A 17,645-nucleotide genomic window follows, 5' to 3' on the forward strand; every position below is an offset into this window, starting at 1 on the left:
CGACGCCAACACCAGGCCCGGACCAGCCACTACAAACGACGAGGCCACAGCCCAAGAGCTGAAGCCTCGCCACAGTAAGCACCGTTGCAGTACTAAGCCCGGCATGACGGCATCCGCACCCTTCACCACGGCGCCGGCCTGGCCCGCGGCTGGGTGCCGACGAAGTGCCGTTCGTCGTCGGCGATCAGAGCCGGGTCCGCCTTGGCGGCGAGCCGCTCGGGCAGCTCGAAGGCACTGGTCGTCTGCTGGGTCATGTGTCCTGCTTCTCCGATCCCCTGCCGGGCAATTGCACGCGGTACACCCGGTTTGTGCGGTTTGCGCGGGTTTCCCGATTCAGTCAGCGACTGTGCGCCAGGGAGGGGGCCTTGCCACAAGGCCCCCTGTCCGGTATGAGTTGGACAATGGCAGGAGAGCTTCGGCTCCCTGCCTTCGCTGTTCTCGGCCGGCTTTTTCGGGCGGCCGGTCAGTTCCGGTCGGCGACGCCGGCCTCCAGGACGGAGACCACGGCGAAGAGCGAGAAGCAGGCGGCGCCGAGGCCGACCAGGACCCGGGCCGCGACCATCACGTCCGGGTCGGCCGACTCGAACAGGAACGCCGACATGAACAGGCACAGCAGTGTGGTGCCGACCGGGACCAGCGGGGCGCGGCCGGCCGGCGGCGCGGCACGGCGCCAGCCGAGAGCGAGCAGCAGCACCGCGCTCAGCACTGTCCAGCACAGCAGACCCAGCCCGATCTGCACGTACCCGGTGGCCAGTTGACCGGGCCGGGGGTCCAGGGCGACGACGACCAGGCCCCCGGTGATGTCCATGGCGCCGAGCACGGCGGCCGGGACGAGCCACCAGACCCGCTCCCGTCGGGTGTACGTGTTTCGGATCTGCCGCAGCAAGGTGATCACCAGCCCGATCAGGGCGGTGCAGACGATCGCCTGGTCGACCACCACGTGTCCGGCCGTGAAGCGCCCGTCCGAGTCCCCGCCGCCCCCGTTGGCCAGCATGACGATCGCCCACGCCCAGGCGGCGGCGGCCGCCAGGACTGGGACCGCCACCAGCGCCCGGGCCGCGGACCGGCCGAACGGCGCGGGCGAGCGCGGCGGGGAACCCTCCGGCAGGACGGCGTTCTGCCCGATCAGCGTGAAGCGGGTGGCGACCGCGGCCACCGACGAGACGCACACGCAGACCAGGCCGATGCCGAGGACCACGCTGCCGGCCACGAAGTCGGCCACCGGCCGGTGGCTCTCCGCCAGCAGGCCCAGCCCGTAGACGACGGCGGCCCCGGCCACCGCGAAGCCGAACGCCGGGTAGCCGATCCGGTCCAACGCGCCGAAACGGCCGATCAGTTGCCGCACGACGGTCGCCGCGACGGCGAACAGGCAGAGACAGACGGCGGCCAGGAAGACCAGCGTCAGGCCCGCGACCCGGGCGCTCGGCCCGGTGGAGTGCGCGAGGATGTAGCCGCCGAGCGCGGCCGACACCGCGCCCATGAGCAGCGGAATCGCCCGGAGCAGCACGCTCATTCCGTGGTTCACCAGGTCTCCTCGTTCCCTCGCGCCCGCCGGTTCCGGGCGGCAGTCAGTGTTCATCCCGCCGGGTCTCCGGCCGGGACCCCGGCGGCGGGTGTCCACGGATTTCGTCCGATCGGCTCACGGCGACACCCGCTGTGCGGGACCCCGGTGGTGGCCTGCGATGCTGTCGGCGGACACGGCGAGTTGCCAACAGCTGACGGAAAGTGGGTACGGCATGACCGCGGCGACGGCGGCGTCGACCCGTTCACGGAAATCCGACCGCAGGAGCGGAGACGGGATCCCGACAACCTGATGCTGCGCGCCGGCGTGGTGGTGGTCCGCTGCGCGGTGGCCCGGCGGCCCCGCTTCGCGGTGCCACCGGCCGGGGGATGGGGGCGAGGAGGGGAGGGGCCTGGACGGCCGGCGGCTCACCGCGCCGGTCCGCTCGCTGCCTACAGTTCGGTCCAGCCGCACGCTCGCCCGCCCCGCGCGCCGAGCGGGTGCCAGATGGGGGCGGCCGGGCCGCGCTGGACCAGGTCCTCGATCCGGGTGGCGCCGGCCGGGACGGCGGCCAGCATCTCGGCGACGGCCGGGCTCTCCTCGGCGGCCAGCCGCAGGTCCGCCACCGCCGGCCGCACCCCGGAGGCCGCCCGTACGGCCAACGCGAAGCTGCGTCCGTGCTGGACGTGCCGGGGCTCGATCGGGGGGAAGGAGGGCTCGGAGCTGGAGTTGCGGGAGAAGGCCGGCCCCGGCCGGCTGGAGTGCCCGCAGTGCGAGCGGGAGCGTGTGGAGGAGGACTTGGTGCCGCTGGTGCTGCCGGTTCCGACTCGGCGCGAGCTGGTGGCTGCGCTGGTCTTCGCACCGGATGACCCGTGGTGGGCGGAGCGGGTGCTGCACGCCCAGCTCTATCCGGGGAAGGGCCGCCGGACGTGACCTGGCGGTGGCGGGCCTGGTCTGCCGCCGCGCTGCGTCCGCGGGCGGTGCCTGGTCCTGTCTGTGCCGGCGGCGCCTGGTTCCGCCCTGTGCTACGCCGGACGGTTTCGTCACCGGTCGCTGGTGACGGAACCCGCGCGGTGCTGTGGCGGCCTGGTTCTGCCGCCCGGCCCCGCGGGCCCGTAGTCCGGCCTGCCGTCGGGCTGTGCCGCGCCGGGTGGTTTCGTCACGGAGCGATGGTGATGGAACTTGGCGGGTGTGACCTGTTGGTGGTTGTGGGCGTGTTCTGGGCTTGGGTGGCTGGTTGTCTGGACCTTTGGTTGGTCCTGTCGGGAGGGTGCACGGGGTTGGTGTCGTCTGTGTTTCGGTGACTGTGTGTGGTGGTGGTGGGGGTTGGGGGTGGGGTCGGTCGGGGTTGGCCGGGTGGGTGGTCTTCTCCGGGCGTGGTTCGTGGTGGTATTTCGGTTCGGGTGTTTTGCCGAATTGGTCGGTGGGGTTTTCTTGGTCGGGGTTGGAATGGTCGGGTGGGGGCCCGGCACGGGTGTCGGTGTTCGGTTTGTGCCGGGGTTCGGCCGGGCCGTCCCGCGGCCTCGCCGCTGCTGCCGCTTTGCCGTCCGGGCCGGTGCTGTTCGTCGTCGCCGTCCGGGCGCTGCTGCTCTCCTGCGTTGCCGTCCGGGTGCCGTCGTCCTGGCGCCGGTCCGCCGTCCGGCGCGCCGGCCTCGGCGGCTCCCCGTCTCCCGGCGCCTGCCTGCTCGCCCGCTGCTGGGGCCCTGGCCGTCGTCCTGGTACCTGGATCGCCGACGGCCACGACTTCGGGCTCCTGAGCGTCAACGGCCTGCCCGGTCACCCACCCGCCGCTCTCCCCATCCACTTCGCCTGCGACGGACAGAACCTCCTGATCCACCTCGCCCGCCCCAACCCGGCCTGGAAGGCGATCGAGCACGACCCGAACGTCACCCTCACCGTCACCGGCGACTACGCCTTCATCCCCGGCCCCTGGCGCGCCGAGCCCGGCACACCGCCCCACGACGGCGTCCCCACCAGCTACTGCACGGCCGTCCAGTTCACCTGCCGCGCCCACGTCGACGATCCCGATCCCGATCCCGAGGCCAAGGCCAAGGCCGAGCTGCTGCGTCGCCAGCTCGCCCGCTTTCAGCCCGACGGCGACCACGCGCTCGTTGCCGTCGGCCGGCCACCGCACGGGCGGATGCTGTCCGGCGTCCGCGGCCTGCGCCTGGAAGTCACCGAAGTACGGGCCAAGTTCACGTACGACGACGAGGAGCCCGTCGGGCACCGCGCCGCCGTCGCGGACCACCTCGTCGCACGAGGCCAGGGCCTCGACGCGCCCGCCGCACGCCAGCAGCTCCGCCGCCTGGACCGCATCGGCACCTGGATGCCCTGACCCACACCCGCCCAAATCACCGAACGGAGCCCGCCCATGCCCGCCTTCCGCCTCGACCCCGCCGTCGCAGAAGACTTCCCCGACACCCTCATCGCTGTGGTCACCGCCCTCGGTGTCCGCGGCCACGAAACCTGGCCTCTCACCACCGCAGGCCTGGAGGAGTTGGAGCGGCAACTCGCCGACGGCACCTGGCAGCCCGCCGACGAGGCAGCCCGCCGACGAGGCGGACCCCCGCATCGAGGCCTGGCACACCGCCTACCGCTCCTTCGGCACCAACCCCCGCCGCACCCGCCCCAGCGTCGACGCGCTCGGCCGACGCCTCGCCAAGAAGGGCGCCCTGCCGCGGATCAACCCGGCCGTCGACTCCTACAACGCCGTCTCCGCACGCCACGGCCTGCCCGCCGGCGCTTTCGACCTCGACCACGTCACCGGCGACGTCACCATCCGCCGCGCGGACGGCACCGAGACCTTCACCCCGCTCGGCGAACCCGACACCGTCGAACACCCCAACCCCGGCGAGATCATCTACGCGGACACCACCGGAGTCCTGACCCGCCACTGGAACCACCGTGACGCCCACCGCACCCGCGTCGCCGAAGACTCCCGATACGTCGCCTTCGTCCTCGAAACTCTCCACGCCACCCGCGACGGCCATCACCTCGAGTCCGCCGCCGACGAGCTGCAGAGCCTGCTCACCCCGCACACCGACCAGAGCACCGTGCACTACCTCAGCCCGGCACACCCCAAGGTCACCACCTGACAACTCCACACGAGCTGATGCATGAGCAACCTCTCCCCGGCCCGGCGGTCACCGCCCCCCCTGGGGAACCGTGACCGCCGGGCCGGGGAATTGCGTGATCGTCGACACGCGGCGGCTCGCGGAACTGCTGGAGGAGCGCGGCGACGTCGAGGGTCGCCGTATACCGGCAGGGCAGGCGAGCCGTCCCACACCCGCGGCAACATGGCGGTGCGACTGTCCGAACTGCTGGCGCGGCACGGGCCGTGTCGAGGAGGCGATCGAGGTGATGCGCGCGCAGGCCGACGCCCCCGGCGGCGCGGAGGACTGGATCCTTGACACGCCGTGCACCCTGTGTGCCGACCGGGGCCGCGCCCAGGACGGCTTGGACTACCTCGACGACCTCAAGGTCCGCCGCGGCGAGGAGGAGTGGGAGCTGTTCCGGATCCGGCTGCCGCTGATGGCCGCCTGCGACCGTGTTGACGAAGCGGTCGAGCAGGCCCGGGTCCATTCCGAGGGCGACATCTCGTACTCGGTCTCGTCCGTCGCCAGGATGTTGGCCGGCGCCGGACGCACTGAGGAAGCCCTCGCCCTTCTCGAACGGCAATCCCCCGCCGACAGGCAGGCCCGGACCGATTGCCTCATCGAGCTCGGCCGGTCATGGACGCCGTGGCCGTTCTTCGGTCGTACGAGCAACAGCCACCCGTGCACCGGGACGGCTCCTGGTACGACGAGCCCCCGTTCTGATGCCGCCCCGGCCCGCGGCGCGCCCTGGACCGGGCGCTCGACGTCCTCCCGAAGCGCCTGGCTGTCGACCTTGCCCACCTGGCGTTCTGCGACTCCGGCGGCCTGAACGAACTGCTGAGGATCCGCCTCGCCGCCGAGGCCGCCGACGAGGCCGCCAGCGCCAACGCCTCTACCCCACCCCCGACCGGCAGAACGACCCTCACGGCTTCATCAGCGGCTTCACTCGCATACGCGGTCGGCACCCTTCGTGGTTGGTAGCCTCCCGGGATGACCGCGACTTTCGACGAAGCCGTCCGCGCTCGGTTGCAGGCACCCAACATCTGGTACGTGGGCACCGTGTTCGCCGACGGGGCACCGCAGGTCAGCCCGATGTGGGTGGATCTGGAGGGAGAGGGGGAACTGACGTTCAACACCTCAGTGGGGCGGGTGAAGGAGGAGAACCTGCGTCGCGACCCGCGCGTCTGTCTCTCGCACGCGGACGCCACCGACCCCTTCGACCGCGTGCAGATCAGCGGTGTGGTGTCCCGCTTCGTCGAGGGCGAGGAGGCGCACGAGCGGATGGACCGGCTGGCCCGCAAGTACCTGGGCGTGGAGCGCTACGAGTGGACCATGCCGGGTGAGCAGCGGGTCGCGGTGATCGTGCGCCCGGTCAAGGTGCGGCACATTGTCGGGGTGGAGCGGTTCCGACCCGGCGGCCCCGTCCCCGCCCCCGAGTAGTGCACCTGCCGGGCAACTGCTGACAGCCTGGAGACCGAGGGCGCCGACCACCATCGAGCGGCCGGCGCCCTCGGTCCGGTTTGCCGGCGCTCGCACTCTGTCCCTGTGGGTGTTCGGCGGGTGTGCCGTGGGAGGAGCCGCCTGTCGGACACCTTTCCAGCGGGCACCACCACGACCGCCACCGCGTGCTACGGCACCGCCACTGCCGACAGCCGGGACCGACTGCACCCCCGGCCTACCCACCGCACCTGCTGGCTCGACCACGACGGCTAACTCCCCGTCATTGAGGGCACGTTGATCCACCTGCAAGTCGACCACCTGCCCGGCGACCGTGATCCCAAGCCGGTGTGGCTGTGGTGGACCGTCGACCGGTGCAAGGGCTGCGCGCGGCCTCGGAATTCCGCTGGGCGGGAACTCCGTAGCTCCTTTCCCGCAATGCGGGTTCCTGGCACGGTTGCCGCCCTTCCGCAATGCGGGCTGCGGCGGCGGTGGCTAGCGTTCTCGACGAAGCAAAAGCTTCGGTGTCCGGCCCAGCGGAATAACCCTGCTGGGCCGGTCCGGTCAACTGCTGCTCTGATACGAGGAGGGGTCGTCTGTCGTGGACTGGCTTCATTTCGAAATGGCCAAGTTCACCATGTCGGAGCGCATCCGTGAGGCGGAGCATGCGCGTCTGGCTGCGGAGACGTGGCGAGGACGCCGCCGCCAACGGCTGCCGATCCGGTCCTGGCGCAGCCGTCGGAATCCCGCCAAGGCCGTCCCGCGCACTGCCTAGTCCAGTCCGTACAGCCTCCCTCTCTGCCACCTCGTCAATTCTGAGGAGCGGCGTAATTGGGGGCTTTGCGATAAAGCCGCTCCCAGGGACATCTATGCCTGTCTCTCTTCGGCCAGCGAAGGCCGATCCCATACGCCGTGATCCGCCTGCCGGAGTTCGCGCTGTACTGGCGGTTCCGCATGTTCCGCACTTGCTGTTGGCCTCGCTCGTCGGTCGTCTTCCTGCGGCGTCCGCGCCGTTGGCCATCCTGCAGTACGCGGTGGCCGCAGGAAGCAACTACCTGTGGGCCAGCGTCATTGCAGGGCTCTACGGCCTCGCGGCGACGATCGGCCAGCCAGTGCTCGGCCGCCTAGTGGATCGGCACGGGCAATGCCTCCCGTTGATCGCGGCTGCGACCATCTCCGCCGCAGCCATGATTGTCCTCGCGGTTCTCGACCCCCGACAGCGGCTTCCCACCGCAGGCGCGGCCGTCGTTGCCGGCCTCGCCACCCCGCCCTTGGAGGGATCCTTGCGAGCGCTATGGTCGCAAGCCGTTCCGCAGCGACTGCAGACCGCGGCGTTCTCACTCGACGTCGCCGCACAGTCCCTGCTGTTCGCCCTCGGTCCCTTACTGGTGAGCGCGACGATGGCGCTGTCCGAGGCCGGGACGGCACTGATTCTGATCGCCGTCGTCGGCTGGCTGGGGACATGGGCGATGACCACGTCGGCGCCATCCCGTGCCTGGCAGCCCCCTCCTGCCGGGCCAACGAACTGGATCGGGCCGATGCGCTCAGGGGAGCTACGAGGCATCGCCATCGTCCTCCTACTGGTCGGCATGGCCCTGGGAGCGCAAGGCGTTGCCGGAACGGCCTGGGCCGACAGCGTGGGCGAGCGGACCAGTGCAGGCGTTCTCCTCGGGGCGTTCAGCGCGGGCAGCTGCGTGGGGGGCCTGGCGTTCAGCCGGCGGCAGGCCGGCACAGTGGGCGACCGGACGCTGCTGCATCTGGTGGCCGGGTTCACACTCGGATGGGCCCCGCTGGTGGTCGCGCCACCCAACCTGGCGGTGATGGCCCTGCTCACACTGGTACCTGGTCTGTTCCTCAGCCCGCTACTGGGCGTCGTGTTCGAACGCGCCGGACGGACCGCGGATCCTGGCTGCCTGACCGAGACCTTCTCCTGGCTCGTGGCCGCCGTGGGCACCGGCAGCGCCATCGGGACGGCGCTCGCCGGTCCACTGGCCGACCACCACGGGGCCGTCGCCTCATACGCCCTGGTCCTGGTCGCCGCCGCCACCGGCCTCGGCCGTCTGGCCAGCTGCCTAGCTGCGGCCGCACGTGCGGTACCGAACACAGCCTGAACCCACAGACCCAGCGGCCACAGCGTGCCCCGACCAACGGCTGCGCCGCCCAGAGCAGACACGCTCCTGGCCACCGGTGCGCCACTGCAATCTTTCCGCCATTTAGCAAGAGAGAACCCGAACCCATGACCCCCCGAAGGCACTGCATCTGGGACTGGAACGGCACCATCCTCGACGACAACCAGGCCCGCCTGCTCGCTGTCAACGAGTCACTGGCCGCGCTCCAAGTCGGGCCGATCAACATGCAGCAATACCGCGACACCTACTGCGTGCCCGTCCCCGACTTCTACGCCCGGCTTCTCTGCCGACAGCTCACTCGCGACGAATGGCCGATCGCCGACGATATCTACCAGGCCAGCTACCGGCGTCACCTGCCGCACGCCAGCCACCTCATGAGCGGCGCTCGCGCCGCACTGCTTTCGTGGATCGCCCGCGGCGGCACCCAGTCCCTGCTGTCCCTGCACACCCACGAACACCTCCTCGCCGAGCTCTCCCACCACGGCGTCGGTACCCTGTTCCGCCTCGCCGAGGGCCGCAGGGGCCCCACCGGCGGTACCAAGGCCGCCGCGATGCGCCGTCATGTGCAGAACCTCGGCTTGCCCCCGCAACAGATCGTCGCTATCGGCGACGCTGCCGACGACGCCTTCGCCGCCGCACAGGCCGGCATTGGCGTTGTCCTCTACACCGGCGGATCCCACTGTGAGGCCGCCCTCAGAGCCACCGGAGCCCCCGTCGCGCACACACTGGCAGAGGCCATCGATCTGGCGCTTCGCAAGCCGTCACCGACTCGACCGATGGCTCGGGCTGGCGCCGCGGCCTGAGGCAACCGGAACCCGGCGCCAAGGCTCGGCACACGGTCACCTCAGGCGATTCCTCTCCGAAACGACACCTCATACAAGGAGCAACCATGACCATCGCCACCTCCAACAGCACCTACGCCACCTCGAAGGCCCACAAGATCGCTCTCGGCGCCGCCGCCCTGGCGGTCGCCGCCACCAGTGTGGTCACCGGTAGCACGGCCGCCCACGCGAGCACGAGCACCACGATCAGCGGCTGGAACACCTACAGCGACCCGTGGCGCTGCACCACCGGCAGCGACGACCCCACGTTCTGGTGCCTCTACTACAACTCCGGTGCCGAGGGCGCGGTCTACAAGTCGAACTACCGGGAGGACCGCATGGCCGCGCCCTACGGATACTTCCAGGCGGACGCCTACGGCTCGCGCGGGGCGGGACAACGGACGTGGCACAACGCAGCGTCGGTCGAGAACAGCGCGGGCTGCAACCTCGGCATCTTCACGGAGTACGGCTCGTTCGGGGACGCGAACTGGGTTCCGCCCTACCGCGGCGGCAACCTCACCTCGGCGGTGAAGAACAAGAACGAGTGGGCTGGCATCTACTGCTAGCCGCCAAACGCCCTCCGGGCGCAGGCAGCGGCCGAGAGGCCGAAGACCGGCCGAACACCACGCGGCTGGCTACCCGAACTCCGCCGAGGACCGGCACGTGTCCCACCCCGTGCCGGTCCTCGGCGGTGCCCTTCCTACAACGTGGAGAACCGTGCCCACCTCACACACGACGACTGCGGCGGGCAATACCGGCTCCGGGGCAGAACATCCGTGGACCCGCCGCGCCCTCCGGACGACAGCGGCATTCTCGATCGCCGTTCTCACGCTCACCAACTGCGCCAGCTCGCAGCCGGCCCCGTCTGACCCCGTGCCGACGCCGACTGTCACCAACGGCGTCGAGGGGCTGCACCTGCCGATCGAGATCTACATGCTGACACCGAAGCAGGCCACCGAATACGACTGGGTACGTCAGGCGGCCACCGGCGCGTGCATGAAACGCTACGGCCAGGACTACCCGGTCGTGCCGCAGCCGACCTCCGACAGCCAGATGTATGGCCTGCTGAACCGGCGGTACGGCGTCGCGGACACGCAGACCGCCCGTGCCTGGGGATACCACAACCCCACTACCGGCCACGCCAGTGACGGCAGCCCGGACAGCGCGCCTGTGACAATAGGGCAGATGAAGGACACGACCCGGACGGTCCTCACCGGCGCAGACCCCAAGACAGGAGCACGAGCCCCCGAGTTCGCAGGAAAGGCACTGCCCGAGCACGGCTGCGGCGCTGAGTTGGAGCGACTGATGCCCGCCGCCGCCGGCGGCCCCGGCGGACCCGCCAGCGGGGGAGAAGGCCTCGTTACTGCGATCAAGGCGCAAACGTTCACGGAATCCCAGACCGACCCCAAGGTCGTCACCGCGGTCGCCGCCTGGTCCTCCTGCATGAAGTCCCGAGGCTACAACCTCACCGATCCCCTGCACGCCACCGACAACGTGACCTCGCTCGACGACCCCGCACCCGGTACCGCAGAGATCGCCCAGGCCCTTACCGATGTCGCCTGCAAACACGAAACCAACCTGATCGGCATCTGGTTCGCAGCCGAGTCCGACCGCCAGAACACTCTCATCAACGCCCACGCCGAGGACTTCGCCAAGGCCAAGACCGCCCTCACCGTCGAGGTCGCCCAGCTCGACAAACTGCGGAACCACGACTGGACACAGGAAGCCCAACCTGCTTCCTGACAGCGACCAAGACCGGATCCACGCCCGTACCCCAGGCACCGCAGCCGCACCGCCCGGTGGCCTCCCAAAACGAACGAGCCACCCGCCCGCTGACGGCGCCTTCGTACCGGTGGAAGCCTGCGCTGGGTTGCGTTCAGCGGCGTCGGCAGGATCGACCGAAGCGCCGTCGGGCAGAGCATGGGCAGGATCCTGGGAGCTGCGTGCGATGCGCGCGAGTGCGTCCGCAGGGTTGAAGCGGCACTTGCTGGCGTGGGGGCGCGGCCGATCATGACGCCGGACGGCAGCGCCCACTGTTGTTCGGCGCCCGGTATCGCGTCCCGCGAGGCGGGAGCCTGGAGTCAGCTCTTCCGCGGGGCAGCAATCGAAGGTCCGCGGAACAGGTTCCGGACGGGACGGGGAGGGCCACGGACCTACCGTGCGATGAGGATTGGGACAGGGCCCCGGGGTGGTCGGTGTTCGCCTACTCGGTCTGCGGTGGATGTGGTACTGCCACCTCCAGCCGGGCTGGGTGACCTCCAACAGGTCCAGGCGGCGCCGCTGTGATGAAGGGATGTCAGCAACGATGAACGCAGGGATTCTTGGCATTGGGTCCTACGTGCCCGATCGGGTTGTCCCGAACGCTGCCCTGGAACGGGCGACCGGGTTGTCCGATGGGTGGGTGCGCGAGCGGCTCGGGATCGAGCGGCGGCGTCACTGCGATACGGGTGAGGACGTGACGACGATGGCTGCCCAGGCGCTGATGGATGCCTGCAAGAGGGCCGGCGTCGCGCCGGGCGAGATCGATGCGCTGGTGACCTCCACCACGACGCCTGGGCGGTTGATGCCGGGCCTTGGGGCGGACCTGATCGCTGAAGTGGGATTGGACCTGCGGATGGCTCCGGTAGACGTGGTCGGTGCTGGGTGCGCGGGTGCGGTGGGCGTCCTGCAGCTCGGCGAGAGCCTTGTCCGGTCAGGCGCCGGAACGGTTGCTGTCGTGCAGTCGGAGGCGAGCAGCGCCCTCATGGACTTCGACGACATCGGTCCGAGTGAGGGCTTGGCCGCGACGATCTTCAGCGACGGGGCGTGCTGCTGGCTGCTGCGGCAGTGCCGGGAGGACACCGGCCTGCTCTACGGGTCCTCTCGTACCGATCCCGCGGGCTATGAGGGACTGGCTTTGACGAGCCAGGACCTGCACGGGTTCACCATGGACGCCCAGGCGGTCAAGGCGTTCGCATCCAACCGGGTCCCTGCCCTGATCCGCGATCTGGAGGCCGGCAGCGGGATTGCTGTCGGGCAGGCCGATCTGGTGCTACTTCACCAGGCGAACCTGCGGCTCATCGAGAACGTGCTGTCCGGACTGGACGTGCCGATGGAGAAATCCTGTACGACGGTCCAGGACTTGGGCAACACGGTGTCGGCGTCCGTGGGGCTTACGGCGGCCCGTGCTGTCGACACAGGACTCCTTGTCCCGGGCGCGACGGTCTTTCTGGCTGCTTTCGGAGCGGGATGGACCACGGCCGGATCGGTCCTTCGCTGGTGCGGCGAGGCCGACTTCGTGGACTGAGAGGGCGTTAAGTCCGCTTCTGGATGATCTGGCGTCGCCCGTTCGGGGGTACATAGGCGTTCACACTGACTCTCGTGTCGTGCGCATGATGGAGTCGGGATCATGGAACGGATGCCGTACTCAACGGACTTGTCCGACGGGCAGTGGGCCTTGATCGAGCCGCTGGTCACCGCCTGGAAGCGGGACCGGGTGTCGCGCTCGGCGACCGGGGACCCGGGCTCCTGCGACCAGCGCGAGGTCGTGAACGCGCTGCTGTACCAGAACCGGACTGGCTGCCAGTGGCGGCTCCTGCCACACGACTTCCCGGCCTGGTCGGCGGTGTTCTACTACTTCACCCTCTGACGCCAGGGCGGCCTTGACCCGCGGATCCAGGAGATCCTGCGCTGCCAGGTGCGGGAGCGGGCCAGACGATTAGAGGACCCGTCCCTGGTGATCATCGACGCCCAGTCCGTCCGCGTGGCGGCGGGGTGCCGAAGGAGACGACGGGACTCGACGCGAACAAGAAGACGCCCGGCAGGAAGCGGGGACTGGCCGTCGACGTGCTGGGCCTGATCACTCGGCGTGGTGGTCCTGGCCGCCAGTGCGCACGACAACGAGGCCGGCATCGCCCTGCTGGACCAGGCAACCGAGAGATGCGGGATGCGCCTGCAGACGGCCCTGGTCGACCAGGGCTTCAAGGACGCCGTGATCATCCACGGGGCGGTGAACGACATCACCGTCGAGGTGGTCCGCCGCAACCCAGACGACGTGGGCAAGGGCTTCGTCCCGCAACCGAAGCGGTGGGTGGTCGAGCAGGTCAACGGCACCCTCATGCTCCACCGGCGCCTCGCCCGCGACTACGACCACCGGCTGGACAACGCCGCCTCCCGCGTCTACTGGGCCTCCACCGCCGGCATGCTCCGCCGCCTCACCACCCCCAGCCCCGCCTGGCGCGACGGCGTCGAGCTGGCCGCGTGAACGTCACCGAACTCCTGCGGCTGCTGCAGACCGAACACGACGAGACCGCCGCACGAGCCGACGGGCTGCGCGAACAGATCGGGCAACTCACCAGGGCCCTGGCCGAGGCCGAGGCCCGCCTCGCCGAGCTCGTCACCGCCAGCAAGGTCATCGACGGGCTCGCCCTGACCGAATCCACACAAGCTACCGAGGGACACCAGCCACCGTCTACCAGCGCATCGTGACCGCCTTCAACGATGTTGGCGTACGCGGGTAAGTGCTCAGGCGGGTACACGTGAACGTGCTCGGCTGGGTGAAGGCAGCCGGGCGGCAGGAGACGCAGGCCGGTGGTCATCAAATTGGGGTGACAGGTCTCGACCTGGTCGGCATGATCGGTCAGTTGTTCCGTCATGTCTGACTTCGGGGGTACACCACGTCCATTCACCGCGAACGAGCCTGGGACTTGCCGTGGTCCGCCGCTGAGCCCAGCCGGCACGCCTTCGACTGGGACGAGGATGAGGCGGCGCAGCTGACGGCGCTGATCATTCCGCTGGTGCCTCCCATTGGTGCCGAGCGGATGGCGGGCTTTCGATTCATCGACGAGGTCACCGTGCTCCTGGTGTCCCGTTACGGCCGGTGGGCCTGCGGATGGGATCACTCGACCCATTACGGTGGGCCGGTCGAGGCCTGGTGCTGCGATGCGCACTCGGTCGGGGAGGCGGAGGAGACCGCCGAACGCGTCGTGACCTGTCTGCTGGAGTGGCGTGACTGGCTGGAGGACATGGCCGAGCGGTTCGAGCAACTCGCACCGCTTCCCGGCGCGGACGCCGAGGACCGCAGCTGGCATCTGGAACGCGCGGTGACCCGCCTGGTCACTGCGGTCGTCAACAGCACCCACGCCGAGTCGTCCTGGTACGGGATCTGCGAGACGACGCTGACCTGGTTCCTCACCTCCACGGGCCTGGGACAGAAAGAGGCCCAGAAAGCGGTGGAAGCCGCGATTGGCGGTCGGTTCAAGAGCCACGTTGCACCCGCCCCGACCCTGGTCGACACGGTGGGAGAGGATCTGGCGATCCGCCTGACCGGCCGGGGTTTCTACCGTGAGCGATGACTCGCTGGCCGTGTGGTGCAAGGTCAGGGAGCAGGTCGACTGGTCCTCGGCCGCGAGCGTGCGCCCGGCCCCGGTGCGCCCGGTCGTGGACGGACTCGCCGCCTGGTTCGACGGTCCGGTCCGCCGCCGCGACCCGGACCGCGCCGGCCGGCTGCTTGCCGCGATGGCCCTGTCCCGCGCCGCGGCGTCACGGGGAGAACCGTTAACCCCGGCCCTGCTCACCGGCTGGCAGCAGCTGGTCCTCGGTGTGGACGAGGTGCGTCTGCGTCAGAGCGACGCCTTCGCCAAGGAAGGCCGGGAGCGATACGGGCTGACGCCCCATACTTGGCAGGACTTCGCCGCCTGCCTGTACCAGAGCGCCGACCCGTCGGTCCCTCTGCCCGCCCGCGCGGCCAGAGCGTACCTGGACATCGCCTTCTTCCACCCCTACCCGGACGGCAACGCCCGCCTGGCACTACTGGTCCTCGCCCACGTCCTGGAAACGGAAGGAGTACGCCTGGACGAAGTGGGGCCGCTGCAGACCACCCGCTACGCGGATGACCCGGACGGCGCCCACGACCTGGCGGCTCTGGTCGCCGTACTGATCCGCGCCACCCACCGTCGGGCAACCGCGCGGTGAGAAAAGGCCCCCGCTGAAGCGAATGGGCGAGCACGTTCAGCAGTACGCGGCTGAGCATTTACCCGTGTACGCCGACAAACGATCATCCCGGACGGGTATTCCAGGTCCGTGACCTGCACGAACTCCTCGGGCTGCCCACCGACGACCCCTCGATCAACGTCACCCGCTCCCGCCTGGGACGACTCGTTCGCCAGGGACTCCTCGACCAACCGGGACGCGGCCGCTACCAGAAACGGACTTAACGCCCTCTGAGTCCCGTTTCCAGACCAGTCGGCCGTTCGGCGCGACCTGTCCGGAGGAATTGGACGCGGGTCCGCGGTGGGCCTCACCCACGCGGGGCCGTGCCCTAGCCAGCTGCCTTGCGCACCGTCCTGCTAGTCACACCGGCCAGGCGGCTGGTCTCGACCTCCGACAGCCCGAGTCTGCCCACGAGAAGCAACAGGTCGTCGCGTCCGGCGACAGTGCAGGCGAATTCAGATTGGCCCGACTCGCTCCACCGGCCTTTCAGTCGCGCAGGCCGCCCCGCACGAGCAGCGCAGGGCGGCCTGCTCGCTTACGGACCCTTGCCCTGCCGCCCTCACACCGACGGTTCCGACGGCGCGCCAGTTTCTCTCGCTCCCCGTCGATGGTTGCGGATCCGACCACCGTACGGCCGCCCACGCGACGCCAGCCACATCCTCAGACGCAGCGGAGGATGGGAACTCAGGCTCAGCCCGGCGACCGCCCAGCGCCGCAGCCGCGGAATGCCACGGTCTTCCTCGATCTGCTCGCGCCACATCGCTGCCGCTGCCACCGACCCGCACGAGCGTCGTGCGGCCCGATCGGAGGCAAGCTCGCTCCACCAACCGGCCGCCACCCCCGCCATCAGTAGCGCCCCGCACACCGCCGCAGCTGTTGGTAGGGGCTCGCCCCACGCTGCCGCCACCGCGAGGCCGCTGCCCGCCGCACGCCGGAACAGGCGCCGGAACACGTCCCTACGCCTCAGGTGTGCGAGCTCGTGCTCGAGGATGACGGGAAGATGCCGTGAGTCGCGATTGAGCCACCGGTGCCCGATCGAGATGTGACGGCGGCCCTCGGCCTGCAGCGCGCTTGCCTCGGCGTATCCGTGCGGGGTCGGCGCCGGGATCCCCAGCGACACGTGGACCAGGTTGTGGATCCGGGTGAACTCCTCGACGCGTTGCCGGGAGCGGCGCATGATGGCGTGCCGGTCCCGGGCCGGGACTTCGCCGAGTTCGACCTCGGCGTAGGCGTAGTAGTCCCATCGGGGAACCTCGTGGAACAGGGCGCTGTCCAACGCGATGCGTCCAAGCACGGACATGTGCCACAAGACGGTGACCGTGGTTGCCGCAACCGCCCAGAGCCCGGGTTCCCACCCCCGCCATGGACCGAAGGCGCGAAGCGTCGCGGTGCCGACCGCGGCGGTCAAAGGTACGACCCACCATCGGGCGCCGGACAGGACATCGCGTGCACGGGCCGGCCGGGTCATCGGCAGCTCCCCCTGTGTGACCCCGCGCAGCGGCGGGCCTTTCGCCGACACGTGGACCCTACCGGTGCAGACGACGGCCCCGACGGTGTTACCGCGCCGTTGGTGGCAGCCTGCGGCGGACCTGAGCCTGCCATCGTTTCCTGGCCGCCGGCCGCCCTTCTCCCCTGTTGAGCGAGGGGCGTGGCAACTCGTTACCGGTCACAGCTCCGATGCGGCTGGTGTGCAGCCAGTCGTGCCACCCGGGCGCCCCTTCGGCCGGGCGCGCACCCACTCACGCTCGCCGAACTGCAGGTTTCGCGGCTCGAACCCGGATCATGCGCCATCTTCAGGTGTCCGTTGAACCCCCTTGACTCGCTAGTGGAGCTGGCTAGGTTCCCCTTCGCCGCAACCTGACCGACCTGTGCCGGGACAGCGCTGCGCTACCCCTTCACACACAGAGCCTCGATGAGGCCACCACGAGATGAGGAACCATGAACGTCTCCAGTCGGCACGCCGAAACCTATCTGGACCGCGTCGACGGCGCCCTGACCCTCAGGGGCCTGCGTCCTGCTAAGTTCACCGTGGGCGACACCGACGACCTCCTCGACGGTAGCGTTACCGCGATTCCCGGCGCTGTCCTGGAATGGCCGGCCGGCCACTCCAAGCTCGACCCGGAGCGCTTTCCCCACGGCGCCGTCGCCACCTGGACCGCCGCAGCAGGATGGCAGGCCGCTGCCCTGCTGTCTGACGGCACCAGCGACACCCCCACCCTTCTTCCGCTGACCACCCTTGGCGAGCCGAGCCGGATCGTCGACGTCATCGCCCACGTCCTGCTCGGGCGTGCCGCGCCCGACAAAGCCGAGCAGACGACCACCGACACTCCGGAGGCCGACCCGATCCACAGCGACCGCGGCCCCGCGACCGACCCCGCGCTGGCAACCCTCCGGGCCGAGATCTGGGGGCACCTCCACAACGACCCCCAGGGCCGAACCGAGGACGGCTGCTACGCCTCCAGGCTCTCCTTCCCCGTGGCAGGTGACGGGCACTCCTGGAGCCAGGAAGGGGTCCAGATCACCTACGGCGACACCAACAACGTCACCGACCTCGACGGATACCACCACATCCTCGAGCACATGGCCGACCGGTGCCCGGCAATCGAAGGCCCGCTGGTCCTCACCCTGTGACCCGCCGCCGCTCCCTGACACCCGGCGCATCCGAGCCCCCACGGCTGCATCCGCACGCTGA

18 protein-coding genes and 2 pseudogenes are annotated in these 17,645 nt (G+C 70.0%); 16 read left to right on the plus strand and 4 right to left on the minus strand.

Features of this window, described 5'->3' with window-relative positions:
* Positions 1-122: 122 nt before the first annotated feature.
* The 3 genes from ACWGKU_RS29040 to ACWGKU_RS29050 all read right to left on the minus strand — a co-directional run bounded on the left by ACWGKU_RS29040 (position 123) and on the right by ACWGKU_RS29050 (position 2,127).
* Positions 123-254, minus strand: coding sequence for a hypothetical protein (locus ACWGKU_RS29040; RefSeq protein WP_331768639.1), 132 nt, complete (start codon positions 252-254; stop codon positions 123-125).
* Positions 255-463: 209 nt separating this feature from the next.
* Positions 464-1,525, minus strand: a complete 1,062-nt coding sequence (locus ACWGKU_RS29045) for a DUF2776 family protein (protein WP_452180022.1) — start codon at positions 1,523-1,525, stop codon at positions 464-466.
* Positions 1,526-1,953: 428 nt separating this feature from the next.
* The gene (locus tag ACWGKU_RS29050) at positions 1,954-2,127 is read right to left on the minus strand and encodes a hypothetical protein (RefSeq protein WP_452191631.1); all 174 of its coding nucleotides are present in this window, start codon (positions 2,125-2,127) and stop codon (positions 1,954-1,956) included.
* Positions 2,128-2,230: 103 nt separating this feature from the next.
* On the opposite strand from ACWGKU_RS29050, the gene ACWGKU_RS29055 reads away from it, so the two are divergent.
* The 15 genes and pseudogenes from ACWGKU_RS29055 (at position 2,231) to ACWGKU_RS29125 (ending at position 14,935) form a co-directional block, all read left to right on the plus strand.
* Positions 2,231-2,434 (plus strand): hypothetical protein, encoded by a 204-nt coding sequence (locus ACWGKU_RS29055; RefSeq protein WP_331768642.1) that lies wholly within the window; start codon positions 2,231-2,233, stop codon positions 2,432-2,434.
* A 748-nt stretch (positions 2,435-3,182) separates the two neighbouring features.
* Positions 3,183-3,836 (plus strand): FMN-binding negative transcriptional regulator, encoded by a 654-nt coding sequence (locus ACWGKU_RS29060; RefSeq protein WP_331768872.1) that lies wholly within the window; start codon positions 3,183-3,185, stop codon positions 3,834-3,836.
* Between the two features lie 36 nt (positions 3,837-3,872).
* Positions 3,873-4,596: pseudogene (locus ACWGKU_RS29065) on the plus strand (B3/B4 domain-containing protein).
* Between the two features lie 94 nt (positions 4,597-4,690).
* Positions 4,691-5,425, plus strand: coding sequence for a hypothetical protein (locus ACWGKU_RS29070; RefSeq protein ID WP_331768643.1), 735 nt, complete (start codon positions 4,691-4,693; stop codon positions 5,423-5,425).
* A 161-nt stretch (positions 5,426-5,586) separates the two neighbouring features.
* Entirely contained in the window at positions 5,587-6,036 is a 450-nt protein-coding gene (locus tag ACWGKU_RS29075) for a TIGR03618 family F420-dependent PPOX class oxidoreductase (RefSeq protein WP_331768644.1), read from the plus strand.
* 962 nt (positions 6,037-6,998) lie between these two features.
* A complete protein-coding gene (locus tag ACWGKU_RS29080; protein WP_401045357.1) occupies positions 6,999-8,144 on the plus strand; it encodes an MFS transporter in 1,146 nt (381 codons plus the stop codon).
* Between the two features lie 125 nt (positions 8,145-8,269).
* Entirely contained in the window at positions 8,270-8,965 is a 696-nt protein-coding gene (locus ACWGKU_RS29085; RefSeq protein ID WP_331768646.1) for an HAD family hydrolase, read from the plus strand.
* A gap of 86 nt (positions 8,966-9,051) precedes the next feature.
* Positions 9,052-9,549, plus strand: coding sequence for a hypothetical protein (locus ACWGKU_RS29090; RefSeq protein ID WP_331768647.1), 498 nt, complete (start codon positions 9,052-9,054; stop codon positions 9,547-9,549).
* A 151-nt stretch (positions 9,550-9,700) separates the two neighbouring features.
* A complete protein-coding gene (locus ACWGKU_RS29095; RefSeq protein WP_331768648.1) occupies positions 9,701-10,726 on the plus strand; it encodes a hypothetical protein in 1,026 nt (341 codons plus the stop codon).
* 562 nt (positions 10,727-11,288) lie between these two features.
* Positions 11,289-12,269, plus strand: coding sequence for a 3-oxoacyl-ACP synthase III family protein (locus tag ACWGKU_RS29100; protein WP_452191633.1), 981 nt, complete (start codon positions 11,289-11,291; stop codon positions 12,267-12,269).
* 102 nt (positions 12,270-12,371) lie between these two features.
* Positions 12,372-13,226 (plus strand): annotated as a pseudogene (locus ACWGKU_RS29105) (IS5 family transposase).
* The gene (locus ACWGKU_RS29110) at positions 13,223-13,450 is read left to right on the plus strand and encodes a hypothetical protein (protein WP_331768650.1); all 228 of its coding nucleotides are present in this window, start codon (positions 13,223-13,225) and stop codon (positions 13,448-13,450) included. The pseudogene ACWGKU_RS29105 and the gene ACWGKU_RS29110 overlap by 4 nt, the downstream one beginning before the upstream one ends.
* Before the next feature lie 50 nt (positions 13,451-13,500).
* On the plus strand, positions 13,501-13,623 hold the full coding sequence (locus ACWGKU_RS29115; protein WP_331768651.1) for a hypothetical protein: 123 nt from the start codon (positions 13,501-13,503) through the stop codon (positions 13,621-13,623).
* Between the two features lie 45 nt (positions 13,624-13,668).
* Positions 13,669-14,316 carry a hypothetical protein gene (locus ACWGKU_RS29120; protein WP_331768652.1) on the plus strand — a complete coding sequence of 216 codons (648 nt, stop codon included), beginning with the start codon at positions 13,669-13,671 and terminating at the stop codon, positions 14,314-14,316.
* Positions 14,306-14,935 carry a Fic family protein gene (locus ACWGKU_RS29125; RefSeq protein WP_331768653.1) on the plus strand — a complete coding sequence of 210 codons (630 nt, stop codon included), beginning with the start codon at positions 14,306-14,308 and terminating at the stop codon, positions 14,933-14,935. The genes ACWGKU_RS29120 and ACWGKU_RS29125 overlap by 11 nt, the downstream gene beginning before the upstream one ends.
* A gap of 577 nt (positions 14,936-15,512) precedes the next feature.
* On the opposite strand, the gene ACWGKU_RS29130 is transcribed toward ACWGKU_RS29125, so the two are convergent.
* Positions 15,513-16,253 (minus strand): M48 family metalloprotease, encoded by a 741-nt coding sequence (locus tag ACWGKU_RS29130; protein ID WP_401056280.1) that lies wholly within the window; start codon positions 16,251-16,253, stop codon positions 15,513-15,515.
* A gap of 638 nt (positions 16,254-16,891) precedes the next feature.
* Here ACWGKU_RS29130 and ACWGKU_RS29135 point away from each other — a divergent pair.
* Positions 16,892-17,584: a hypothetical protein gene (locus ACWGKU_RS29135; protein WP_331768655.1), complete on the plus strand. Its 693-nt coding sequence runs from the start codon at positions 16,892-16,894 to the stop codon at positions 17,582-17,584.
* Positions 17,585-17,645: the final 61 nt, after the last annotated feature.

The organism is Kitasatospora sp. NPDC054768 (genome assembly GCF_053612025.1).